The following is a 20,327-nucleotide window of genomic DNA, read 5'->3' on the forward strand; positions in this document are numbered from 1 at the left end:
CGATACATTAAGGGCTGGGTTCAATTTCTAGGTGTGAATGATGGAAGAGCAGGGCACAGGTATCCGGGTCGAGGCGCTGTCGGCTGAATTCGAGGCGCAAGCCGCTGCGTGGGCCGAGCGTCTTGAGCTGCCGCTGCGGGACGATGCCGCCGGGTTTGCCGTGCAGGTGGGCGTCGATGGCTTGCAGATCCAGCAGTTGGGCCCGCAGGCCCCGGGGCCGGTGCGGGTGGACTTCGTCGAAGGCCAGGCCGCGCACCGGCGCCAGTTTGGCGGTGGCAACGGGCAGATGATCGCCAAGGCCGTGGGTATTTCCCAAGGTGTACGGCCGCAGGTGCTGGATGCCACTGCCGGGCTGGGCAAGGATGCGTTCGTACTGGCCAGCCTGGGCTGCCAGATGACCCTGATCGAGCGCCAGCCGTTGATTGCCGCGCTGCTGGAGGATGGCCTGGCGCGGGCCCGTGCGGATGAAGAGGTGGGGCCGATCGTGGGGCGCATGCGCCTGCTGACCGGCAACGCCATCGAGCGCATGCGAGCCTGGGAAGGCGAGGCACCCCAGGTGATCTACCTCGATCCGATGTTCCCGCATCGGGACAAGAGTGCGCTGGTGAAGAAGGAAATGCGTGTGTTCCGGCCTTTGGTGGGCGACGACCTGGATGCCCCGGCCTTGCTCGAAGCTGCCCTGGCGCTGGCGACCCACCGAGTGGTGGTGAAGCGGCCGCGCAAGGCCCCGATCATCGACGGGCCGAAGCCGAGCCATAGCCTGGAGGGCAAGTCGAGCCGGTATGACATTTACCCGAAGAAGGCGCTGAAGGCCTGATTTGGCTATGCCTGTGCGGGCCTCTTCGCGATGTGGTCTTGAGGCTCGTGCAGTGCCTGTGGGAGCGGGTTTACCCGCGAAGAGGCCCGCACAGGCATCCAGATATCAGGGCTGGAATGCCCGCATGAATACCCCGACCACCTCGCGCACATGCGCCTCGGCCTCATCCCCCTCCAGCGGCCCCGCGCACCCCAGCAGCAACCGGTAATCCGGTGCGCCCTTGACCAGGCAGAAGAAGTGTTCCGCCGCGCGCAGCGGGTTGTCGATGCGCAGCAGCCCGCGCTCATGCGCCCCGCGCAGCAATGCTTCCATCCCCGCCAGCACTCGCTTGGGCCCGGCTTCGTAGAAGTACTCGCCAAAACTCGGGTCGAGGCTGCCCTGGGCCATGATCAGGCGGCTGAGCTTGACCGCTTCATCGCTGCTGATCAGCGCCTGGAAGCCACGGGCAATGGTCAGCAGCACCTCTTCCACTGGCACCCCATCGGGGTACTCGAAAAGCAGGTCGGGCAACTGGATCTGGCAGGTTGCCATGACCGCTGAGCCGAACAGTGTCTGCTTGTCGGTGAAGTGGCTGTAGACGGTGAGCTTTGAAACACCTGCCGCCGCAGCGACCGCATCCATGCTGGTGTTGGCGTAGCCAAGACTGAGGAACAGGGCCTTGGCTGCTTCGAGAATCGCCTCTCGTTTGGCCAGGTCCTTGGGCCGGCCCGGGCCGATGGGTGCGTCGTTGGACATTGTGGTCTGCATCTGGTTGAAGAATCGCCCATCTTAACGGGTCAGGCGCCATTCGGGTGAACCTGCAAGGCTCAAACCCTGCCCTGCAAAAACCGGCATGCCCCCTTTCCGGCACCGATTGCCTGATTTAATATACTTACCAGTATAAATATTCAATGCGCCCTCCGCGAAAGGATTCATCATGTTGCGCCATGCCTTGTCCATCGCTCTGTCCGCTGCTGCCGTGCTGTTCCTGGCGGCGTGCGGCCAGGAAGCCGCCCCACCTGCTGCGCCGCGCCCGGCGTTGGTGGTGCAGCCGCAGCCGGCTGAAGCCGCTGCCGACAGTTACCCCGGCGAAGTGCGTGCGCGCTTCGAGCCGGAACTGGCCTTCCGCATAGGCGGCAAGGTCAGCAAGCGGCTGGTCGAGGAAGGGCAGCGGGTCAAGGCAGACCAGCCGCTGGCCGAGCTGGACCCGCAGGACGTGCGCCTGCAGCTGGAAGCCAACCGTGCCCAGCTGGCGGCCGCCGAGGCCAACCTGTCGCTGGTGCGCGCCGAGCGCGATCGCTACCAGAAGCTGCTGGAACGGCAGATGGTCAGCCATTCCCAGTACGACAATGCCGAAAACCTCTACCGCGCCGGCCTGGCCCGGCTGAAACAGGCCAAGGCCGAGTTCGACGTGGCTGGCAACCAGGCCGAATACGCTGTGCTGCGCGCACCGCAGGCCGGGGTGATCGCCAAGCGCCAGGTCGAAGTGGGCCAGGTGGTCGCAGCCGGGCAGACCGTGTTCACCCTGGCCGCCGATGGCGAGCGGGAAGTGGTCATCGGCTTGCCGGAGCAGCAGTTCGCCCGCTTCGCCGTGGGCCAGCCGGTGAGCGTGGAGCTGTGGTCGCACCCGCAAGAGCGCTTCCAGGGGCGTATCCGCGAGCTGTCACCGGCCGCCGATCCGCGTTCGCGCACCTTCGCTGCGCGTATCGCCTTTACCTCGGCCGCCGCGCCGGCGGAGCTGGGCCAGAGCGCCCGGGTGTTCATCGCCCATGAAGGGCTGATCCCGCTGGCGGTGCCCCTGTCGGCAGTCACTGCGGAAAACGGCCAGGCCTACGTCTGGCGGGTCAACAAGGACAGCCGCCTGGAGCGGGCAGTGGTACGCCTGGGGGCCTATGGCGCCGACAGCGTACCGGTGCTCGAAGGCCTTGCCCCGGGCGACTGGGTGGTCGCCGCTGGCGGCCATGTACTGCGCGAGGGCCAGGAGGTACGCCCCGTGGACCGCACCAACCGCGTAGTGAACCTGACGGCCAAGGAGTAAGTCCCGATGGGTTTCAACCTTTCTGCCTGGGCGCTGCGCAACCGCCAGATCGTCCTGTTCCTGATGATCCTGCTGGCGGCCATTGGCGCCATGTCCTACACCAAGCTTGGCCAGAGCGAGGACCCACCATTCACCTTCAAGGCCATGGTCATCCGTACCCTGTGGCCGGGTGCCACTGCCGAGGAAGTCTCGCGCCAGGTTACCGAGCGCATCGAGAAGAAGCTGATGGAAACCGGCGAATACGAGCGGATCGTCTCGTTCTCCCGACCGGGCGAATCGCAGGTCACCTTCATGGCCCGCGACTCGCTGCATTCCAAGGACATCCCCGAGCTGTGGTACCAGATCCGCAAGAAGGTCGCCGACATCCGTCATACCTTGCCGCCGGAAATCCAGGGCCCGTTCTTCAATGACGAGTTCGGCACCACCTTCGGCAATATCTATGCGCTGACCGGTGAGGGCTTCGACTACGCGGTGCTCAAGGACTATGCCGACCGTATCCAGATCCAGCTGCAGCGGGTCAAGGACGTGGGCAAGGTCGAGCTGATCGGCCTGCAGGACGAGAAAATCTGGATCGAGCTGTCCAACCTCAAGCTGGCCACTCTCGGCGTGCCGCTTGAGGCCGTGCAGCAAGCCCTGCAGGAGCAGAATGCGGTCAGCACCGCCGGCTTCTTCGAAACGCCCAGCGAACGCCTGCAGTTGCGGGTGAGCGGGCGCTTCGACAGCGTCGAGCAGATTCGCCAGTTCCCCATTCGCGTCGGTGACCGCACCTTCCGTATCGGCGATGTGGCCGAGGTGCACCGCGGCTTCAACGACCCGCCCGCACCGCGCATGCGCTTCATGGGCGAGGATGCCATTGGCCTGGCGGTGTCGATGAAGGACGGCGGCGACATCCTGGTGCTGGGCAAGGCCCTGGAAAGCGAGTTCGAGCGCCTGGCACGCAGCCTGCCGGCGGGCATGGAGCTGCGCAAGGTCTCGGACCAGCCAGCGGCGGTCAAGGCTGGCGTGGGCGAGTTCGTCCAGGTGCTGGTCGAGGCGCTGGTCATCGTGCTGCTGGTGAGCTTCTTCTCCCTGGGCCTGCGCACGGGGCTGGTGGTGGCGCTGGCCATTCCGCTGGTGCTGGCCATGACCTTTGCCGCCATGCACTACTTCGGCATCGGCCTGCACAAGATCTCCCTTGGCGCGCTGGTGCTGGCCCTGGGCTTGTTGGTGGATGATGCGATCATTGCCGTGGAGATGATGGCGATCAAGATGGAGCAGGGCTATGACCGCCTCAAGGCGGCCAGCTACGCCTGGAGCAGCACCGCCTTCCCGATGCTCACCGGCACCCTGATCACGGCGGCGGGCTTCCTGCCTATTGCCACGGCAGCCTCCAGTACGGGCGAGTACACCCGTTCGATCTTCCAGGTGGTGACCATCGCCTTGCTGACCTCCTGGGTGGCCGCCGTGGTATTCGTGCCTTACCTGGGCGAGCGCCTGCTGCCAGATCTGGCCAAGCTGCATGCCGCGCGCCATGGCAAGGACGGCCACGCGCCAGACCCTTACGCCACACCCTTCTACCAGCGTGTGCGACGTGTGGTGGAGTGGTGCGTGCGGCGGCGCAAGACGGTGATCCTGCTGACCATTGCCGCCTTTGTCGGCAGTATCCTGCTGTTCCGTTTCGTGCCCCAGCAGTTTTTCCCGGCCTCCGGGCGCCCGGAGCTGATGGTCGACCTGAAGCTGGCCGAAGGTGCCTCGCTGGCCAACACCGCCGAGCGGGTCAAGCAACTGGAGGCGCTGCTCAAGCAGCAGGACGGCATCGACAACTACGTGGCCTACGTGGGCACCGGTTCGCCGCGTTTCTACCTGCCGCTGGACCAGCAACTGCCGGCGGCCAGCTTCGCCCAGTTCGTGGTACTGGCCAAGTCGATGGAGGACCGCGAGCGCCTGCGCAGCTGGCTGATCAGTATCGTGGACCAGCAGTTCCCCGACCTGCGCGCGCGGGTCACCCGCCTGGAAAACGGCCCACCCGTGGGTTACCCGGTGCAGTTCCGGGTAACAGGCGAGCACATCGAGAAGGCCCGTGCACTGGCCCGCGAAGTGGCCGACAAGGTGCGCCAGAACCCGCATGTGGTGAACGTGCATCTGGACTGGGAGGAGCCGAGCAAGGCGGTGTTCCTCGAGATCGACCAGGACCGTGCCCGCGCCTTGGGCGTGAGCACCGCGCACCTGTCGAGCTTCCTGCAAAGCTCGCTGACTGGCACCACGGTCAGCCAGTACCGTGAGGACAACGAACTGATCGAGATCCTGCTGCGCGGCACCCGGCAGGAACGCAGCGAGCTGAGTAACCTCGGCAGCCTGGCACTGCCGACCGACAACGGCCAGAGCGTGGCGCTGTCGCAGGTGGCGACCCTGGAGTATGGCTTCGAGGAAGGTATTATCTGGCATCGCAACCGCTTGCCGACGGTGACCGTGCGCGCCGATATCTACGACAAGGAGCAGCCGGCCACGCTGGTGAAACAGATCGAGCCGACCCTGCGGGAGATTCGCGCCAAGCTGCCGGATGGCTACCTGTTGGAAGTGGGCGGCACGGTGGAGGATTCCCAGCGCGGGCAGAAGTCGGTGAATGCCGGCATGCCGCTGTTCGTGGTGGTGGTGCTGAGCTTGCTGATGATCCAGTTGCGCAGCTTCTCGCGTACGGTGATGGTGTTCCTCACCGCGCCGCTGGGGTTGATTGGCGTGACCCTGTTCCTGCTGGTGTTCCGCCAGCCGTTCGGCTTTGTTGCCATGCTCGGCACCATTGCCCTGGCAGGGATGATCATGCGCAACTCGGTGATCCTGGTGGACCAGATCGAGCAGGACATTGCGGCGGGGATGGAGCGCTGGCAGGCGATCATCGAAGCCACGGTGCGGCGCTTCCGTCCGATCGTGCTGACCGCGCTGGCGGCGGTGCTGGCGATGATTCCGTTGTCGCGTAGCGTGTTCTACGGGCCGATGGCGGTGGCGATCATGGGGGGGTTGATCGTGGCCACGGTGCTGACCCTGCTGTTCCTGCCGGCGTTGTATGCGGCGTGGTTCAGGGTGAAGAAGGGCTGAAGACCGCAGGGGAGGGCTTTGCCCTCCTGTCGCGACACAAGGCCACTCCCACAAAGGGCGTAGGAGCGGCCTTGTGTCGCGATGGGCTGCAAAGCAGCCCCCAGGGCCCTCAGAGGGCGCCGAAAACCTTCTTGGCCAGGCTGGTGGCCGCTTCAGCCGGGTTCTGGCGAATGCTCTGCTCCTGCTTGCCGATCATCTCGAACAGGCCATCCAGTGCCTTTTCAGTCACGTAGTTCTCGATGCTGGCGCTCTTGGCATCGACCACACCCAACGCCACGGCCTGCCCGGCAAAGTTGTTGTACTGCTGAGCCAGGCCAACCTTGTCGGTAGCCTGCTTGACGATCGGCAGGAACTTGGCGCGGATCTGCTCGCGGCTGCTCTTGTTCAGGTACTGGGTGGCCGAGTCGTCACCGCCGCTGAGAATACCCTTGGCATCGGTCACGCTCATGTTCTTCACGGCATCCACGAGAATCGCCTGGGCCTGCGGCACGGCAGCCTCGGCGGCCTTGTTCATGCTGGTTTCCAGGGCTTCGACCTGTTCACCTTTGCCGAACATCTTCATCGCCTTGGCGGCCTTGCCCAGGTTGCCAGGCAGTTCGATGCGCACGTCCGGGTTGTTGCTGAAGCCGCCCGGGGTGCTCAGTTGCTTGACGGCCAGTTGTGCGCCCTGGGTCAGGGCATCTTTCAGGCCGCCGGTGGCGTCTTTCTGGGTCAGGTCGCCCAGCGACAGGGCCAGGGCGCTGGCCGACAGCAGCAGGCCGGCGCACAGAGTGGTGAAGCGCAGGGAGGTGCGGATCATGAAGCTTTCCTTGTAAACAGATGAATACGGGTATCAGCGGACCGGATCGACCTTGATCCGCACAGGCTGTGGGTCACTGCCGTCGAGCATGACGCCGTGGTGTTCGGTGTTGATGAACAGCAGCTTGCCGTCCAGCTCGATGCGCGCGCTTACCGCATAGCGGTGGCCGGGCTTGACCTGGGCCGGGTCGTAGGTGAGGTGGAATGGCAGCGGTACGTTGCCTTTGACCGGGCCGGCCTGGCGGGCCAGGGTCACGGCAGGGGCATCCATCAGCGAAACATCCTGCAGTTCCACGCTCAAGGTAGCGGCAGGCGGCAGGGCAATACGCTGCAGGTAGAAGACTTCACCGTCCAGGCTGGCCTGGGTGGATGGGGTTTGGCTGGAGCAGGCTGCGAGCAAGGATGCGCAACACAGCATAAAGAGCTTTTTCATGGGGTCTCCGGTGTCCTTGGAGCTGGCTTGTGGCCAACCCCAGGGACTTTAGCGGATTTTCCCGGCTGATAAAGCCTCAGATGGTGGAAGTTTCCAGGCCGTCTTCACGGTGCAATGCCACCTGGCGGATCGACAGGCGTAGTTCGGCCGACAGCACGCGCTTGGCCACGCCTTCAGCCAGCTCGCCCAGCTTGTCGTGATAACCCAGCTTGCCCTGGGCATCTGCATGCAGCACGCCTTGCTCGACCAGGGTCTGGATGAAGTGGCGGAACAGGGTCTTGTCGAAGAACTCCGGGGCGTTCAGGCCGTGCAGGATCGACAGACGCTGGGCCATCATCACGCACAGGTCTTCCAGTTCTTCGGCGCTGAGGCTGTTCTGCCCACTGTTCAGCAGCAGTGAGGTGGCCATGTAGAAGCGCTGCAGGGTCTGGGTGATGGTGCGGGCGAGCAGGGTCAGCAACACGAACTGCCGCGAGCTGGGCGCCGGGCGAATGTAAGTGTCGTCGTCCTGGCGCAGCAGCCCTTGCTCGACCAGCGCTGCCAGCCATTGGTCAATCACCGCGTCCAGTTGCTCCGGCGCCCAGCGCAGGAATAGTTCGGCCTGCAGGTAGGGGTACAGCGCGTGCACATACTGCCCCAGCAGTTCGCGGCTCATGCGCGAGCTGCTGAGGAAGAAGCTGGCCAGCAGCGCTGGCAGGGCGAAGATGTGCAGCACGTTGTTGCGGTAATAGGTCATCAGTACCGCATTGCCTTCATCCAGGTACAGGATGCGGCCCAGGGCGTCCTTCTGCTCGGCCACCAGGTTCATGCTGCGCACGTGTTCGATCAGCGCCTGGCCGTCGCCGTCGGGCAGGGTGGTGTGCGGCGAGTAGGGCACCTGGCGCAGCAAGGCCAGGTACAGGTCGAGTACGCGGGTCAGGGCGCGTTCGTCCAGGGCCAGGCGGCTGGTGGACAGCAGCGCCAGGGCCACCAGGTTGACCGGGTTGATCGCGGCCGCCTCGTTGAGATGGCGGGCCACGGTTTCGCCCAGGCGGGTGGTGGTGGCGTTGAGCCAGGCCGGGCGGTATTGCGGGCCGTGGTCCTGTTCACGCCAGCCGGGCTGTTGCTGGTCGAGGAAGCCGGCCAGGCGGATCGGTTCGCCGAAGTTCACGTATACCTGGCCAAAGCGCTGCTTGAGCGCCCCGAACACCTTGAAGATGTCGAAGATCGACTCCTTCTTCTTGCTGGCACCGCGCAGCTCGCCCAGGTAGGTGCGGCCTTCGAGCACGCGCTCGTAGCCGATGTACACCGGCACGAACACGATCGGCGTGCGCGACGAGCGCAGGAAGCTGCGCAGGGTAATGGCCAGCATGCCGGTGCGTGGCTGCAGCATGCGCCCGGTGCGCGAGCGACCGCCTTCGACGAAGTACTCGACCGGAAAGCCCTTGGTGTACAGGGTGTGCAGGTACTCGTTGAACACCGCGGTGTACAACGGGTTGCCCTTGAACGTGCGGCGCATGAAGAAGGCGCCGCCACGGCGCAGCAGGTTACCCACCAACGGCATGTTGAGGTTGATGCCCGCGGCCACGTGCGGCGGGGTCAGGCCGTTGCGGAACAGCAGGTACGAAAGCAGCAGGTAGTCGATGTGACTGCGGTGGCACGGTACGTAGATCACTTCGTGGCCGGGTGCGATGCCCTGCACCTGCTCGATGTGGTTGACCTTGATGCCGTCGTAGATCTTGTTCCAGAACCAGCTCAGCACCACTTCGAGGAAGCGGATGGCGGTGTAGGTGTAGTCCGAGGCGATCTCGTTGCCATAGCGCAGAGCCTGGGCTTCGGCCTTGGCCAGGGGCAGGTTTTCGCGCTGCGCCTCATCGACGATGGCCTGTCGCACCTGGGGCGCGTGGATCAGGCCCTTGACCAGGTTGCGCCGGTGCGAAATGTCCGGGCCGATGACAGCGGTCTTGAGGTTGCGAAAATGCACGCGCATCAGGCGCTGGGCCATGCGCACGGTGCGCTCGTGGCCCTTGTTGTGCTGCACCAGTTCGCGCAGGTGGATGGGGGCGGAGAACTGCACCCGGGTCTTGCGCCCGAGGATCAGCACGGTCAGCAGCCGGCGCAGGCGCCCGGTAACCGCCCAGCTGTCGGCGAACAGCAGCTTCCACGGGCTGGATTCACTGGCCGGGGTCTGGCCCCAGAACACACTGACCGGAATGATCTGCGCATCCTCTTCGGCATGCTGGCTGACGGCGGCGACCAGACGCTCCAGGGTGGGCGGGGCGCCGCGCTTGTCGTGGCGGCCGAGCCAGTCCGGGTCCGGGGTCAGGTAAAAGAAGGCAGCCGGTTCCTGCAGCGGGCCAACCGCCACCGGCAGCACCGGGCGCGGCAGGCCCGCCTTGGTGCATTCATGGTCGAGCACGGCCAGGTCGGTGAGCGCGGGCGTGGGCAGGGCATAGAACACCGGGCGGCTGCGGTCGAGCTTGAGGGTCAGGGAGGACTGGTTGATGGTCTCGGAGCGCACCCACAGGTACAACAGGCGACGCAGGGCGCCGAAGATCAGGCGGCGCAGGGGGGAACGGGTCATGGGGTGTGTGCCCTGGGAGTGATGTTCAGGTGGGTATTCAGCCAATTAGTCTGCCGTATCCGCGCAAGTTCAGCAAAAATCGCCGAACGGCGCGACAGTCATCAAATTTTTTTGTTCTGTGTCATATACTCGGCCTGCCACTTGCAAGATATTTACGCAAGCGGCGTCGACACAGGGAACAGACCCCTGTGTCTACAAGGCGATCTTCACAATAAAAATCCGGAGTAGTTCAGATGTCGTCTCGTGAGACTGGGAATGTAAAGTGGTTCAACGATGCCAAGGGTTACGGCTTCATTCAGCGCGAAGGTGGTGCGGATGTGTTCGTCCACTATCGGGCGATCCGCGGTGAGGGGCATCGTACCCTGGTCGAAGGACAGCGGGTGGAATACGCCTGCGTGCAGGGCCAGAAAGGCCTGCAAGCCGAGGACGTAGTGGGCCTCTGAGCCTCATGCTGTAAGGCTCGTTGTGGGAGCTGGCTTGCCGGCGATCACCGGCGAAGCCGGTGCCAGGCACCGTGTTGCCTGCATCGGCGGCAAGCCGGGCTCCCACAAAGAATGCAGTGCATTCAGGTGCGCCAGGTGATTTCCTCTTCACCGTCGGCGCTGATGCGGACCCAGCGGTCGGCATCTTCTTCTCCATCTTCTTCCACCCAGCCACCCGGCGCGCAGCGCACTTCCACGCCCAGTGCGGCAAATGCGGCGCGGGCGCAGGCGACGTCATCGGCCCACGGCGTCTGGTCGCTTTCCAGGTACAGGCTGTTCCATTTCCCTACAGCCTTGGGTAGCCAGGTGACCGGAATGTTACCGGCCTGGCATTTGAAGGTATGGCCTTTCTGCTTCCATTCGCTGCACGGGCCGATCGCCTGGGCGAGCCACTCGGCAATCTGCTTGTGGTCGACGTCGGTGTCCTTCAGGTAGATCTCGATATCAGGTTGGCGCATAAGGGCTCCGGGTGTGCTCAGTCTTGGCGCACGAAATAGTCATAACGCATGGAAACCGTGACCTCGAACGGCTCGGGCTGGTCGATCACCCGGGCACGCTTTTCGGCACTGGCACGCCAGCCGTGCGGGGTCATGGCCAGCAGGTCGGCGCGGGCCTTGGGCGCGGCCAGGCTCAGGCGGAACTCCAGGGTTTCGCTGTGGGCATGGGCCATGCCTTCGGGGACCAGGGCCAGGTGTTTGTCGTCGGCGTAAGGGCGTACTTCATCGTAGAGCACTTCGCGCAATTCCATCAGGTGGCCGCTGGTGGGGCCGACCCGCATCAGGCCGCCGCCGGGGCTGAGCAGGCGCTTGGCCTCGGCCCAGTCCAGCGGGCTGAACACGCTGGCGATGAACTGGCAGCTGGCGTCGGCAAGCGGCACGCGGGCCATGCTGGCGACCATCCAGGTGACCTCGGGCGCGCGGCGGCAGGCACGCTTGACCGCCTCGCGGGAGATGTCCAGGGCGTAACCGTCGGCGGCCGGCAGGGCCTGGGCGATCTGCGCGGTGTAGTAACCCTCGCCACAGCCGATGTCCAGCCAGGCACCGGGCTGGCGCTCGGCGGCCAGCTCGGCCAGGCGGCGCGCCACCGGCGCGTAGTGGCCGGCGTCGAGGAAGTCGCGGCGGGCTTCGACCATGGCCTGGTTGTCACCCGGGTCGCGGCTGTTCTTGTGCTGCACTGGCAGCAGGTTCAGGTAACCCTGGCGGGCGCGGTCGAAGCGGTGGCCGGCCGGGCACACCACCCCGTTGTCGAGCCGGCTCAGCGGCGCCTGGCAAAGAGGGCAGGTGAGCATCAGGCGAGCAACCGGACCAGGGTCTGGTAGTAGATTTCGGTCAGCAGGTCGAGGTCGCTGGCCAGGATCCGCTCATCCACCTGGTGGATGGTGGCGTTGACCGGGCCGAGTTCGACCACCTGGGTACCCATGGTGGCGATGAAACGGCCATCGGAGGTACCGCCGCTGGTGGACGGCTGGGTGTCGCGGCCGGTGACACCCTTGATGCTGGCCGAGACGGCGTCCAGCAATTCGCCCGGTTCGGTGAGAAACGGCAGGCCCGACAGCGCCCAGTCGATCGACCAGTCCAGTTCGTGCTTGTCGAGGATCGCCGACACCCGCGCCTGCAGGCCTTCGACGGTCGACTCGGTGGAGAAACGGAAGTTGAACAGTGCGGTCAGCTCGCCCGGGACCACATTGGTGGCGCCGGTGCCGGAATTGAGGTTGGAGATCTGGAAGCTGGTGGGCGGGAAGAACGCATTGCCTTCGTCCCAGTGCTCGGCCGCCAGTTCCGCCAGGGCCGGCGCGGCCAGGTGGATCGGGTTGCGCGCCAGGTGCGGGTAGGCCACATGGCCCTGCTTGCCGCGCACGGTCAGCTTGGCGCCCAGCGAGCCACGGCGGCCGTTCTTGACCACGTCACCCAGCAGGGTGGTGCTGGAGGGTTCGCCGACGATGCACCAGTCCAGGCGCTCGTTGCGTGCTTTCAGGCGCTCGACCACGGCCTTGGTGCCATGGTGGGCCGGGCCTTCCTCGTCGCTGGTGATCAGGAACGCGACCTTGCCGCGGTGGTCCGGGTAGTCCTGCACGAAGCGCTCGCTGGCAATCACCATGGAGGCCAGGCTGCCTTTCATGTCGGCGGCGCCACGGCCGCAGAGCATGCCGTCGGCGTCGATCAGCGCTTCGAACGGCTCATGCTGCCATTGCTGCACCGGGCCGGTGGGGACCACGTCGGTGTGGCCGGCGAAGCACAGCACCGGGCCGTCCTGGCTGCCGTGGGTGGCCCAGAAGTTGTCGACGTCCTCGATGCGCATCGGTTCGAGCTGGAAGCCCACGGCGCCCAGGCGGTTCATCATCTGCGCCTGGCAGTCGGCGTCGACGGGGGTGACCGAGGGGCGACGGATCAGGTCGCAGGCCAGTTGAAGGGTAGGCGAGAGCTCGGCTGGGGCCGTCATGGGGGACTCCGGGGCAAGGCGGGAAATCTGAGGGGCGTTATCTTATATCAAACCGATGGGCCATTGGGGCCGCTTTGCGGCCCTGTCGCGACACAAGGCCGCTCCTACAGGATCACCACAGCCCATCAGGCGTGTGCAATATCTGTGGGAGCGGCCTTGTGTCGCGAAAGGGGCGCAAAGCGCCCCCCCAGGATCTCAAGCCTGTTGCGGTTCGGCAGCCTTTTCTACGGGCTTGGGCAGCGACGACAGGAAGGCCATCACCAGCGCCGCCACATAAGGCAACGACTGCACCAGCAACATCGCCACCCAGAAGCGCATGTCCGAACTCGGCAGCCCCTGTACCAGGTAGATGCCCAGCGCCGCGCCCCACAGCAGCAACATGATGAACAGCTCTTCCCGCGCTTCGGAAATCGCCACCAGCAGCCCGTGGCTGTCGGCGTTCTTCGGTGTGCGGAAGAACGGCATGCTGCTGGTGAAGAACCCGTACAGCACCGCCTTGGCGATGGTATGCGACAGCGCCAGCCCCGCCAGCGCCGCAGCAAAGGCATCCTTCAGGTTCACCCCCACCGCGCGGCGGTAGAGGAAGACGATCTTGCCGACCTTGAAGAAGAACAGCGCCAGCGGTGGAATGGCAAAGATCATCAACGGCGGGTCGACCCGGTGCGGCACGATGATCATCGCCGCCGACCACAGCAGCGCGCCGATGGTGAAGAAGATGTTCATGCCATCGGCGATCCACGGCAGCCAGCCGGCCAGGAAGTGGTAGCGCTGGCCGCGGGTCAGCTCGCTGCCCTTGCCGCGCAGCAGGGCGCTGGCGTGGTGCTTGATGATCTGGATGGCGCCGTAGGCCCAGCGGAAACGTTGCTTCTTGAAGTCGATGAAGGTATCGGGCATCAGGCCCTTGCCGTAGCTGTTGTGGGCGTAGGCGGCCGACAGGCCTTTCTCGAACACCCGCAAGCCCAGTTCGGCGTCCTCGCAGATGCACCACTCGGCCCAGCCCAGCTCTTCCAGCACGCTGCGCCGGGTCATGGTCATGGTGCCGTGCTGGATGATCGCGTCACGGTCGTTGCGGGTGACCATGCCGATGTGGAAGAAGCCCTTGTACTCGCTGTAGCACAGCTTCTTGAAGGCGCTTTCGTGCTGGTCGCGGTAGTCCTGCGGCGACTGCACCACGGCAATTTTCGGGTCAGCGAAGTGCGGCACCATGTGCTTGAGCCAGTTGCGATCGACGCAGTAGTCCGAGTCGATCACCGCGATCACTTCGGCGTCCTTGGCGGTATGCGGGATCAGGTAGTTCAGCGCGCCGCCCTTGAAGCCGGCCAGGGGCGCGACGTGGAAGAACCTGAAGCGCTCGCCGAGCTTCTCGCAATGGGCCTTGAGGGGCTCCCACACGGCCGGGTCCTTGGTGTTGTTGTCGATCACCAGCACTTCGTAGTCGGGGTAGTCCAGCGCAGCCAGGGCATCGAGGGTCTGTTTCACCATCTCGGGCGGTTCGTTGTAGCACGGCACATGCACCGATACCTTGGGCCGGTAGGCGCTGTCGGCCTGCACCGGCAGGAACTCGCGCCGGCGCTTGTGTATCCATACCGCCTCGGCCAGTTCGTGGGCCTCGGTCAGCAGCACGATGAACACGCCCAGCGCGCCGAGGGCCAGCAGCACGCCCACGGTCAGGCTGAACCAGGTGCTGTATTGCTGGCTGTAGTCGTAGGCGATCCAAACCAGCACCGACCCGCACAGGAAGGTGATGAAGGTCAGGAAGGTGCGGCCGCGCTGGCGCAGGGCCGAACCGTCGATGAACAACACCATCAGGGCAATCATCGCCAGCACCACCGAGGCCACCGCCAGGGCACGCCACTGCGGGATGGCCACTACCGGGCCGTCGAAGTTGAATTTCTGCTGGCGTTCGGCGTTGTACACGCCCCAGTAGGCGCCCACCGAGCCTTCGTCGCTGGCCTTCCACGGCTGGTCGTAGGCTTCGATGACGAAATAGTTGTAACCACGGCGATTGAGGGTGTTGACCAAGGTGCGCAGGTAGATGGCCTGGTCGGCCTGGGTGGCATCGGCACCGCCGCGCATGCGGCCGTTGCTCGGCCAGCCAACTTCCGAGAGCAGCAGGGGTTTGCGCGGGAACTGGTGTTTCAGCTCGCGGGCGCGGTCGAGTACGAACTCGACCGAATCCTTCATCGGCACGAACTCCCAGTACGGCAGGATGTGCGCGGCTATCAGGTCGACGTGCTTGGCCAGCTGCGGGTTTTCCTTCCAGATGTGCCATTGCTCGCTGGTGGTCACTGGCACCTTGACGGCTGCGCGTACCCGGTCCAGGTATTTGATCAGGTTTTCCGGAGTGACTTCTTCACGGAACAGCGCCTCGTTGCCGACCACCACCCGCACCACGCTGCGCGACGTGTTGGCCAGCTGGATGGCCGTGGCGATTTCGCGCTCGTTGCGCTCCAGGTCCGGGCTGATCCAGATGCCCAGCGTTACCCGCAGGCCGAATTCCTCGGCCAGGCGCGGGATATCCGCCTGTGTGCCCTCCACGGTGTAGATACGGATGCTGTCGGTCAGTTTGCTCAACTGCTCCAGGTCCTGGCGCATCTCGTCGTCACTGGGGTACTGGCCCTTCTGCGGGCTTTCGCCAAGGCGGAACGGTGAATAGGAGAAGCCAGAGATCTGTTCTGGCCAGGCGGGGGCGGAAACCGGGCGGTTGATCAGCGCCCAGAACCCGGTGAACAACGCGGCGATGGCCAGGACCACAACCAGGTTCAGGCCGAATTTACGTGAAGACATTGTCGTCCATTTGTGTCGAAGTGATAGGACATTAAAGCAGGGTTGGTAGTGTCTTTCCTAACGATGCAGGCCATGGGCCCGCTGGCATATAATGCGCGCCGGTTTTTTGGGGTATGAGCATGAGCACAGAAGATCCACGCTTCGCCGGCGTTGCCCGGCTGTATGGCGACCAGGGGTTGCAGCGTCTGGGCCAGGCCCACGTGGCCGTGGTCGGTATTGGCGGGGTAGGCTCGTGGGCGGCGGAAGCGCTGGCCCGCAGTGGCGTGGGCGAGATCACCCTGTTCGACCTCGACGACGTGTGCGTCAGCAACACCAACCGCCAGGCCCATGCCCTGGAAGGGCAGGTGGGGCGGCCCAAGGTCGAGGTCATGGCCGAGCGCCTGCGGGCGATCAACCCGGCGTGCACGGTGCATGCTGTGGCCGACTTCGTTACCCGCGACACCATGGTCGAGTACATCACCGAGAACCTCGATTGTGTGATCGACTGCATCGACAGCGTCATGGCCAAGGCGGCACTGATCGCCTGGTGCCGGCGGCGCAAGATTGCCATCGTCACCACGGGTGGCGCCGGCGGGCAGATCGACCCGACACAGATCCAGATCGCCGACCTGAACAAGACCTTCAACGACCCGCTGGCCTCGCGGGTGCGTTCCACCCTGCGCCGCGACTACAACTTCTCGCGCAATGTCAGCCGCAACTATGGCGTGCCCTGCGTGTTCTCCAGCGAACAGCTGCGCTACCCCAAGGGCGATGGCAGCGTTTGCCTGCAGAAAAGCTTCGTGGGCGAAGGCGTGCGGCTGGACTGCTCGGGTGGCTTTGGCGCGGTGATGATGGTGACCGCGACCTTTGGCATGGTGGCGGCGAGCAAGGCGGTGGAAAAACTGGTGGCGGGGTCGCGGCGGCCTTCGGAGCGGGTCAAGCCTGAATAGACTGCGTGGGCTTCTTCGCGGGTAAACCCGCTCCCACAGGTACTACATCTCTCTCAGGAAAGGTGAGGATCCTGTAGGAGCGGGTTCACCCGCGAAGAAGCCAGCACCGATTTAGCGGGGAGACGCCAGCTCCGCCATCCGCTGCAACACCGCATGCAGCCCATTGCTGCGCGAAGGCGACAGTTGGCGCTCCAGCCCCAGCTGAGTGAACCACTCCCGCAGATCGAGCCCGGCCAGTTCCTCATTGGCCAACCCTTGCACCCGCACCAGCAACAACGCCAACAGCCCGCGCAACAAGCGCGCATCGCTACTGGCCTTGAAGCGCCATACCCCTTCAACCTGCTCGGCCACCAGCCATACCAGGCTTTCGCAGCCATGCACCCGGTTGGCATCGGTCTTTTCAGTGTCAGCCAGCGGTTCCAGCCGGTCGCCCCACTGCATCAGCAGCCGCGCACGCTGTTCCCAGCCCTTGCCCTGCTCGAAAGCTTCCAGCGCCTGGCGCGCCTGATCCGGCAGGGTCATCGCAACAGCTCCAGGCCCTGGTCCAGTGCCTCGAAGAAACGCTGCAAGTCATCGCTGTCGTTATACAGCCCCAAGGACACGCGGATCGCGCCCTCCAGGCCCAGGCCCTTCAGCAGCGGCATGGCACAGTGGTGCCCGGCACGCACGGCAATGCCTTGCTCGGTCAGCAGGTGGGCGATGTCGGCGTTGTGCACGCCTTCGATGACGAAACTGGCAAGGGCCGCCTGTGGCGTGCCGAGGATGCGTACACCATCGCGGTCTGTCAGGCCACGCAGCAGGTGCTGGTGCAGGCTGGCTTCATGGGTTTCGAGCGCCTGAGCATCGAGGCTGGCCAGGTAGTCCAGGGTTGCCCCCAGGCCGATCACCCCGGCGATCGGCGGCGTGCCTGCTTCGAACCCCAGCGGCGCCGGGCGGAAGCTGGCGCTGTGGTACTCGGCCAGTTGCACCATCTCGCCGCCGAACTGCCAGTGCTGCAGCAGTTCCAGTGCCTGGCTACGGCCGTAAAGCACGCCAACACCTTCCGGGCCGTACAGCTTGTGGCTGGAGAACACATAGAAGTCGCAGCCAAGCTGCTGCACATCGTGGCGGCCGTGCACCACGCCCTGGGCACCGTCGACCACGCTCAGCGCGCCTTGGGCGCGGGCATGGGCCAGCAGCGCCGGCAGCGGCTGCCAGGTGCCCAGCACGTTGGACAGCTGGCTCACCGCCAGCACCCGGGTGCGTGGGCCGATCAGTTGCAGCGCCTGGTCCAGGTCGATGCGGCCATGGGCATCCAGCGGTAGCACCACCAGGCGCAGGTTGCGCCGGCGCGCCAGCTGTTGCCAGGGCAGCAGGTTGGCATGGTGTTCCAGGGCACTGACGGCAATTTCGTCACCGGCCTCGAAGCGGTGTTCCAGGCCATAGGCCAGCAGGTTCAGCGCCGAAGTGGCGCCGTGGGTGAAGATGATCTGCCGCGAGTCTGCCGCATTCAGCCAGGCGGCAACCTTGTCGCGGCTGGTTTCGAAGGCCTGGGTTGCCAGTGCGCCGGGCAAGTGCTGGGCTCGGTGCACGTTGGCTGCGCCATGGCCATAGTAATGGCTCAGGGCATCGAGCAGGGCTTGCGGCTTCTGGGTGGTGGCGGCGCTGTCCAGGTAGGTCTGGTGTTGCCGTTGCAGGGCGGCGATGGCGGGAAAATCGGCACGCCAGGGGGAGGGCTGGAACATGGTCACGGGGCCTGGAATGAAAATCGGGTCTGGCGTGGTGCCAGACCCGATCTTAACATTTCAAACGCTGAGAATCCGCTGTTGGCGAGCAAGCTCGCGCTTACAGGGGCTGAAGGATTCTCAGTTGTGCGCGTGCAGCGCCTCGTTCAGCTCGATGGCCGACTTGTGGGTCTTGCACTCCACCGCGCCGTTCAGCGAGTTGCGGCGGAACAGCAGGTCGGTCTGGCCGGCCAGGTCACGGGCCTTGACCACTTTGACCAGCTGGTTGTTCTCGTCCAGCAGGTTCACCTTGGTACCGGCGGTGATGTACAGGCCGGCTTCGACGGTGTTGCGGTCACCCAGCGGAATGCCGATACCGGCGTTGGCGCCGATCAGGCAGCCTTCGCCAACCTTGATGACGATGTTGCCGCCGCCGGACAGGGTGCCCATGGTCGAGCAGCCGCCGCCCAGGTCCGAGCCCTTGCCGACGAACACGCCAGCGGAAACGCGGCCTTCGATCATGCCCGGGCCTTCGGTGCCAGCGTTAAAGTTGACGAAGCCTTCGTGCATGATGGTGGTGCCTTCGCCGATGTAGGCGCCCAGGCGCACACGGGCGGTGTCGGCGATACGCACGCCGGCCGGGACCACGTAGTCGGTCATTTTCGGGAACTTGTCCACCGAGAACACTTCCAGCAGCTCGCCCTTCAGACGCGCTTCCAGTTGCAGTTCGGCCAGTTCGGCCAGGTCGACCGCGCCCTGGTTGGTCCAGGCCACGTTCGGCAGCAGCGGGAAGATGCCGGCCAGGCTCAGGCCGTGCGGCTTGACCAGGCGGTGCGACAGCAGGTGCAGCTTGAGGTAGGCCTCTGGGGTCGAGGTCAGCGCGGCGTCTTCGGCCAGCAGGGTGGCGACCAGCGGCTTGTGGCTTTCAGCCAGGCGGGTCAGCAGGGCGGCCTGGGCGGCATCCACACCCTTCACGGCTTCGGCCAGTTGCGCGGCCTGGGCGTTGCTGAAGGCGATGGCCTGGTTGCCACCTTGGTAACCGAGAACAGGGGCTACCGCGGCGACCAGTTCGGCGCTCGGGTTGAGCAGCGGTTGTGCGTAGAACACTTCCAGCCAGGCGCCCTGGCGGTTCTGGGAGCCGACACCGAAGGCCAGGCTGAACAGGGTATTGGACATGTGATTACCTCGTGCGAAATAGGGTAGGGGCTCAGGCCAGGGCAGCGGCGTACAGGTCAGGCTTGAAGCCGACCAGGGTACGCGCGCCAAGGTCGAGCACCGGGCGCTTGATCATCGACGGCTGGGCCAGCATCAGCTCGACGGCCTTGGCCTGGTCGAGGTCGGCCTTGCTGGCGTCGTCCAGCTTGCGGAAGGTGGTGCCGGCACGGTTGAGGATGACTTCCCAGCCGTGTTCGTCGCACCAGCGGTTCAGGCTGTCACGGTCGATGCCTTGGGTCTTGTAGTCGTGGAATTCGTAGGCAATGGCCTGGTCTTCGAGCCAGGTACGTGCCTTCTTCATGGTGTCACAGGCTTTGATGCCGTAGAGCGTGTAGGTCATTGTGTGCATTGGGGATCACAGGCGGCCCCAACCTCTCCGTTTTCCGATTTCAGTCGCGGGATTATGCGGGAACGATCCTCGCGGCGCCACGCCCGTGGTGCCCATGTTTACTGATCAAGGTATGTCTCAAGCGACCAGGCGCTGTACCGAACCGATGATCTTGTCACCGTGTTGCTGTTCAGCGGTGCGCAGATCGAAGGCGGTCTGCAGGTTGAGCCAGAACTCGGGGGTGGTGTCCAGGCAGATGGACAGGCGCAGCGCCATGTCGGCGGAAACACCGCCCCGTTCACGCAGGATGTTGTTGACGGTTGGTGTGGCAACCCCTAGCGCCCGGGCCAGTGCCGCGGCGCTGAAACCCATCTCTTTCTGGAAGTCCTCACGCAGGACTTCTCCGGGATGAATCGGACGCATACCGTTCTTGAGCATGATGCACCTCAGTGGTAATCGACAATTTCAACGTTAATCGGCCCGTTGTCGGTCCAGATAAAGCACAGGCGCCATTGGTCATTGACACGGATACTGTGCTGGCCTGCTCGGTTGCCGCTCAATGCCTCGAGACGGTTGCCAGGTGGCGACCGAAGGTCTCGCAGCTCTGTTGCGGCATCGAGCATGGCCAGTTTGCGTTCCGCAACTGACTTGATATCTGACCAACGCCGTGTCTTTCCATGAGTAAAAAGTGCTTCCGTGTCGGCACAGCTAAAGCTTCGAATCATGAGGCTGAATGCTTAACGT

General features: G+C 64.7%; 19 protein-coding genes. 5 read left to right on the top strand and 14 right to left on the bottom strand.

Features of this window, described 5'->3' with window-relative positions; genetic code table 11:
• Positions 1-40: 40 nt before the first annotated feature.
• Positions 41-817: a class I SAM-dependent methyltransferase gene (locus tag ACIQYU_RS02580; RefSeq protein WP_063911490.1), complete on the top strand. Its 777-nt coding sequence runs from the start codon at positions 41-43 to the stop codon at positions 815-817.
• Positions 818-922: 105 nt separating this feature from the next.
• Here the strand turns inward: ACIQYU_RS02580 and ACIQYU_RS02585 are convergent, their stop codons facing one another.
• Positions 923-1,564, bottom strand: coding sequence for a TetR/AcrR family transcriptional regulator (locus ACIQYU_RS02585; protein WP_207829477.1), 642 nt, complete (start codon positions 1,562-1,564; stop codon positions 923-925).
• Positions 1,565-1,733: 169 nt separating this feature from the next.
• Between ACIQYU_RS02585 and ACIQYU_RS02590 the strand changes: the two genes are divergently transcribed.
• Together ACIQYU_RS02590 and ACIQYU_RS02595 are read left to right on the top strand one after the other, a co-directional pair.
• Positions 1,734-2,834, top strand: a complete 1,101-nt coding sequence (locus tag ACIQYU_RS02590) for an efflux RND transporter periplasmic adaptor subunit (RefSeq protein ID WP_207829476.1) — start codon at positions 1,734-1,736, stop codon at positions 2,832-2,834.
• A gap of 6 nt (positions 2,835-2,840) precedes the next feature.
• A complete protein-coding gene (locus ACIQYU_RS02595) occupies positions 2,841-5,906 on the top strand; it encodes an efflux RND transporter permease subunit (RefSeq protein ID WP_207829475.1) in 3,066 nt (1,021 codons plus the stop codon).
• A gap of 109 nt (positions 5,907-6,015) precedes the next feature.
• Here ACIQYU_RS02595 and ACIQYU_RS02600 read toward each other — a convergent pair whose 3' ends face one another.
• From ACIQYU_RS02600 to plsB, 3 genes are all read right to left on the bottom strand, one after another.
• Complete coding sequence (locus tag ACIQYU_RS02600; protein WP_028699975.1) at positions 6,016-6,705, bottom strand: DUF4197 domain-containing protein; 690 nt, start codon at positions 6,703-6,705, stop codon at positions 6,016-6,018.
• Positions 6,706-6,738: 33 nt separating this feature from the next.
• Positions 6,739-7,137, bottom strand: a complete 399-nt coding sequence (locus ACIQYU_RS02605) for a YbaY family lipoprotein (protein ID WP_087501379.1) — start codon at positions 7,135-7,137, stop codon at positions 6,739-6,741.
• 76 nt (positions 7,138-7,213) lie between these two features.
• Positions 7,214-9,700, bottom strand: a complete 2,487-nt coding sequence (gene plsB / locus ACIQYU_RS02610) for a glycerol-3-phosphate 1-O-acyltransferase PlsB (protein ID WP_207829474.1) — start codon at positions 9,698-9,700, stop codon at positions 7,214-7,216.
• Positions 9,701-9,933: 233 nt separating this feature from the next.
• Here plsB and ACIQYU_RS02615 point away from each other — a divergent pair, with 233 nt between their 5' ends.
• Positions 9,934-10,143 (top strand): cold-shock protein, encoded by a 210-nt coding sequence (locus ACIQYU_RS02615; RefSeq protein ID WP_003252255.1) that lies wholly within the window; start codon positions 9,934-9,936, stop codon positions 10,141-10,143.
• 122 nt (positions 10,144-10,265) lie between these two features.
• Here ACIQYU_RS02615 and ACIQYU_RS02620 read toward each other — a convergent pair whose 3' ends face one another.
• The 4 genes from ACIQYU_RS02620 to ACIQYU_RS02635 form a co-directional block, all read right to left on the bottom strand.
• Positions 10,266-10,640: a hypothetical protein gene (locus ACIQYU_RS02620; protein WP_063911497.1), complete on the bottom strand. Its 375-nt coding sequence runs from the start codon at positions 10,638-10,640 to the stop codon at positions 10,266-10,268.
• A 17-nt stretch (positions 10,641-10,657) separates the two neighbouring features.
• Positions 10,658-11,470, bottom strand: a complete 813-nt coding sequence (locus tag ACIQYU_RS02625) for a putative RNA methyltransferase (protein WP_182329135.1) — start codon at positions 11,468-11,470, stop codon at positions 10,658-10,660.
• Positions 11,470-12,621 carry a succinyl-diaminopimelate desuccinylase gene (gene dapE, locus ACIQYU_RS02630; protein WP_013971240.1) on the bottom strand — a complete coding sequence of 384 codons (1,152 nt, stop codon included), beginning with the start codon at positions 12,619-12,621 and terminating at the stop codon, positions 11,470-11,472. Before dapE ends, ACIQYU_RS02625 begins: the two co-directional genes overlap by 1 nt.
• Before the next feature lie 195 nt (positions 12,622-12,816).
• Positions 12,817-15,408, bottom strand: coding sequence for a glycosyltransferase (locus tag ACIQYU_RS02635; RefSeq protein WP_207829472.1), 2,592 nt, complete (start codon positions 15,406-15,408; stop codon positions 12,817-12,819).
• A 119-nt stretch (positions 15,409-15,527) separates the two neighbouring features.
• On the opposite strand from ACIQYU_RS02635, the gene tcdA reads away from it, so the two are divergent.
• Entirely contained in the window at positions 15,528-16,337 is an 810-nt protein-coding gene (gene tcdA, locus ACIQYU_RS02640; RefSeq protein WP_402798146.1) for a tRNA cyclic N6-threonylcarbamoyladenosine(37) synthase TcdA, read from the top strand.
• Positions 16,338-16,448: 111 nt separating this feature from the next.
• Here the strand turns inward: tcdA and ACIQYU_RS02645 are convergent, their stop codons facing one another.
• The 6 genes from ACIQYU_RS02645 to ACIQYU_RS02670 form a co-directional block, all read right to left on the bottom strand.
• The gene (locus ACIQYU_RS02645; protein ID WP_233693937.1) at positions 16,449-16,859 is read right to left on the bottom strand and encodes a SufE family protein; all 411 of its coding nucleotides are present in this window, start codon (positions 16,857-16,859) and stop codon (positions 16,449-16,451) included.
• A complete protein-coding gene (locus tag ACIQYU_RS02650; RefSeq protein ID WP_207829465.1) occupies positions 16,856-18,061 on the bottom strand; it encodes a cysteine desulfurase in 1,206 nt (401 codons plus the stop codon). Before ACIQYU_RS02650 ends, ACIQYU_RS02645 begins: the two co-directional genes overlap by 4 nt.
• A 120-nt stretch (positions 18,062-18,181) precedes the next feature.
• On the bottom strand, positions 18,182-19,216 hold the full coding sequence (dapD, locus tag ACIQYU_RS02655; RefSeq protein ID WP_063911503.1) for a 2,3,4,5-tetrahydropyridine-2,6-dicarboxylate N-succinyltransferase: 1,035 nt from the start codon (positions 19,214-19,216) through the stop codon (positions 18,182-18,184).
• Between the two features lie 31 nt (positions 19,217-19,247).
• Positions 19,248-19,595, bottom strand: coding sequence for an ArsC family reductase (locus tag ACIQYU_RS02660; protein WP_075043977.1), 348 nt, complete (start codon positions 19,593-19,595; stop codon positions 19,248-19,250).
• Between the two features lie 126 nt (positions 19,596-19,721).
• Positions 19,722-20,021: a type II toxin-antitoxin system antitoxin GraA gene (gene graA / locus ACIQYU_RS02665; protein ID WP_207829464.1), complete on the bottom strand. Its 300-nt coding sequence runs from the start codon at positions 20,019-20,021 to the stop codon at positions 19,722-19,724.
• 8 nt (positions 20,022-20,029) lie between these two features.
• Complete coding sequence (locus tag ACIQYU_RS02670) at positions 20,030-20,308, bottom strand: type II toxin-antitoxin system RelE/ParE family toxin (protein WP_082810539.1); 279 nt, start codon at positions 20,306-20,308, stop codon at positions 20,030-20,032.
• Between the last annotated feature and the right edge of the window lie 19 nt (positions 20,309-20,327).

This window comes from Pseudomonas sp. NPDC096925 (genome assembly GCF_044762545.1).
Lineage (GTDB): Bacteria > Pseudomonadota > Gammaproteobacteria > Pseudomonadales > Pseudomonadaceae > Aquipseudomonas.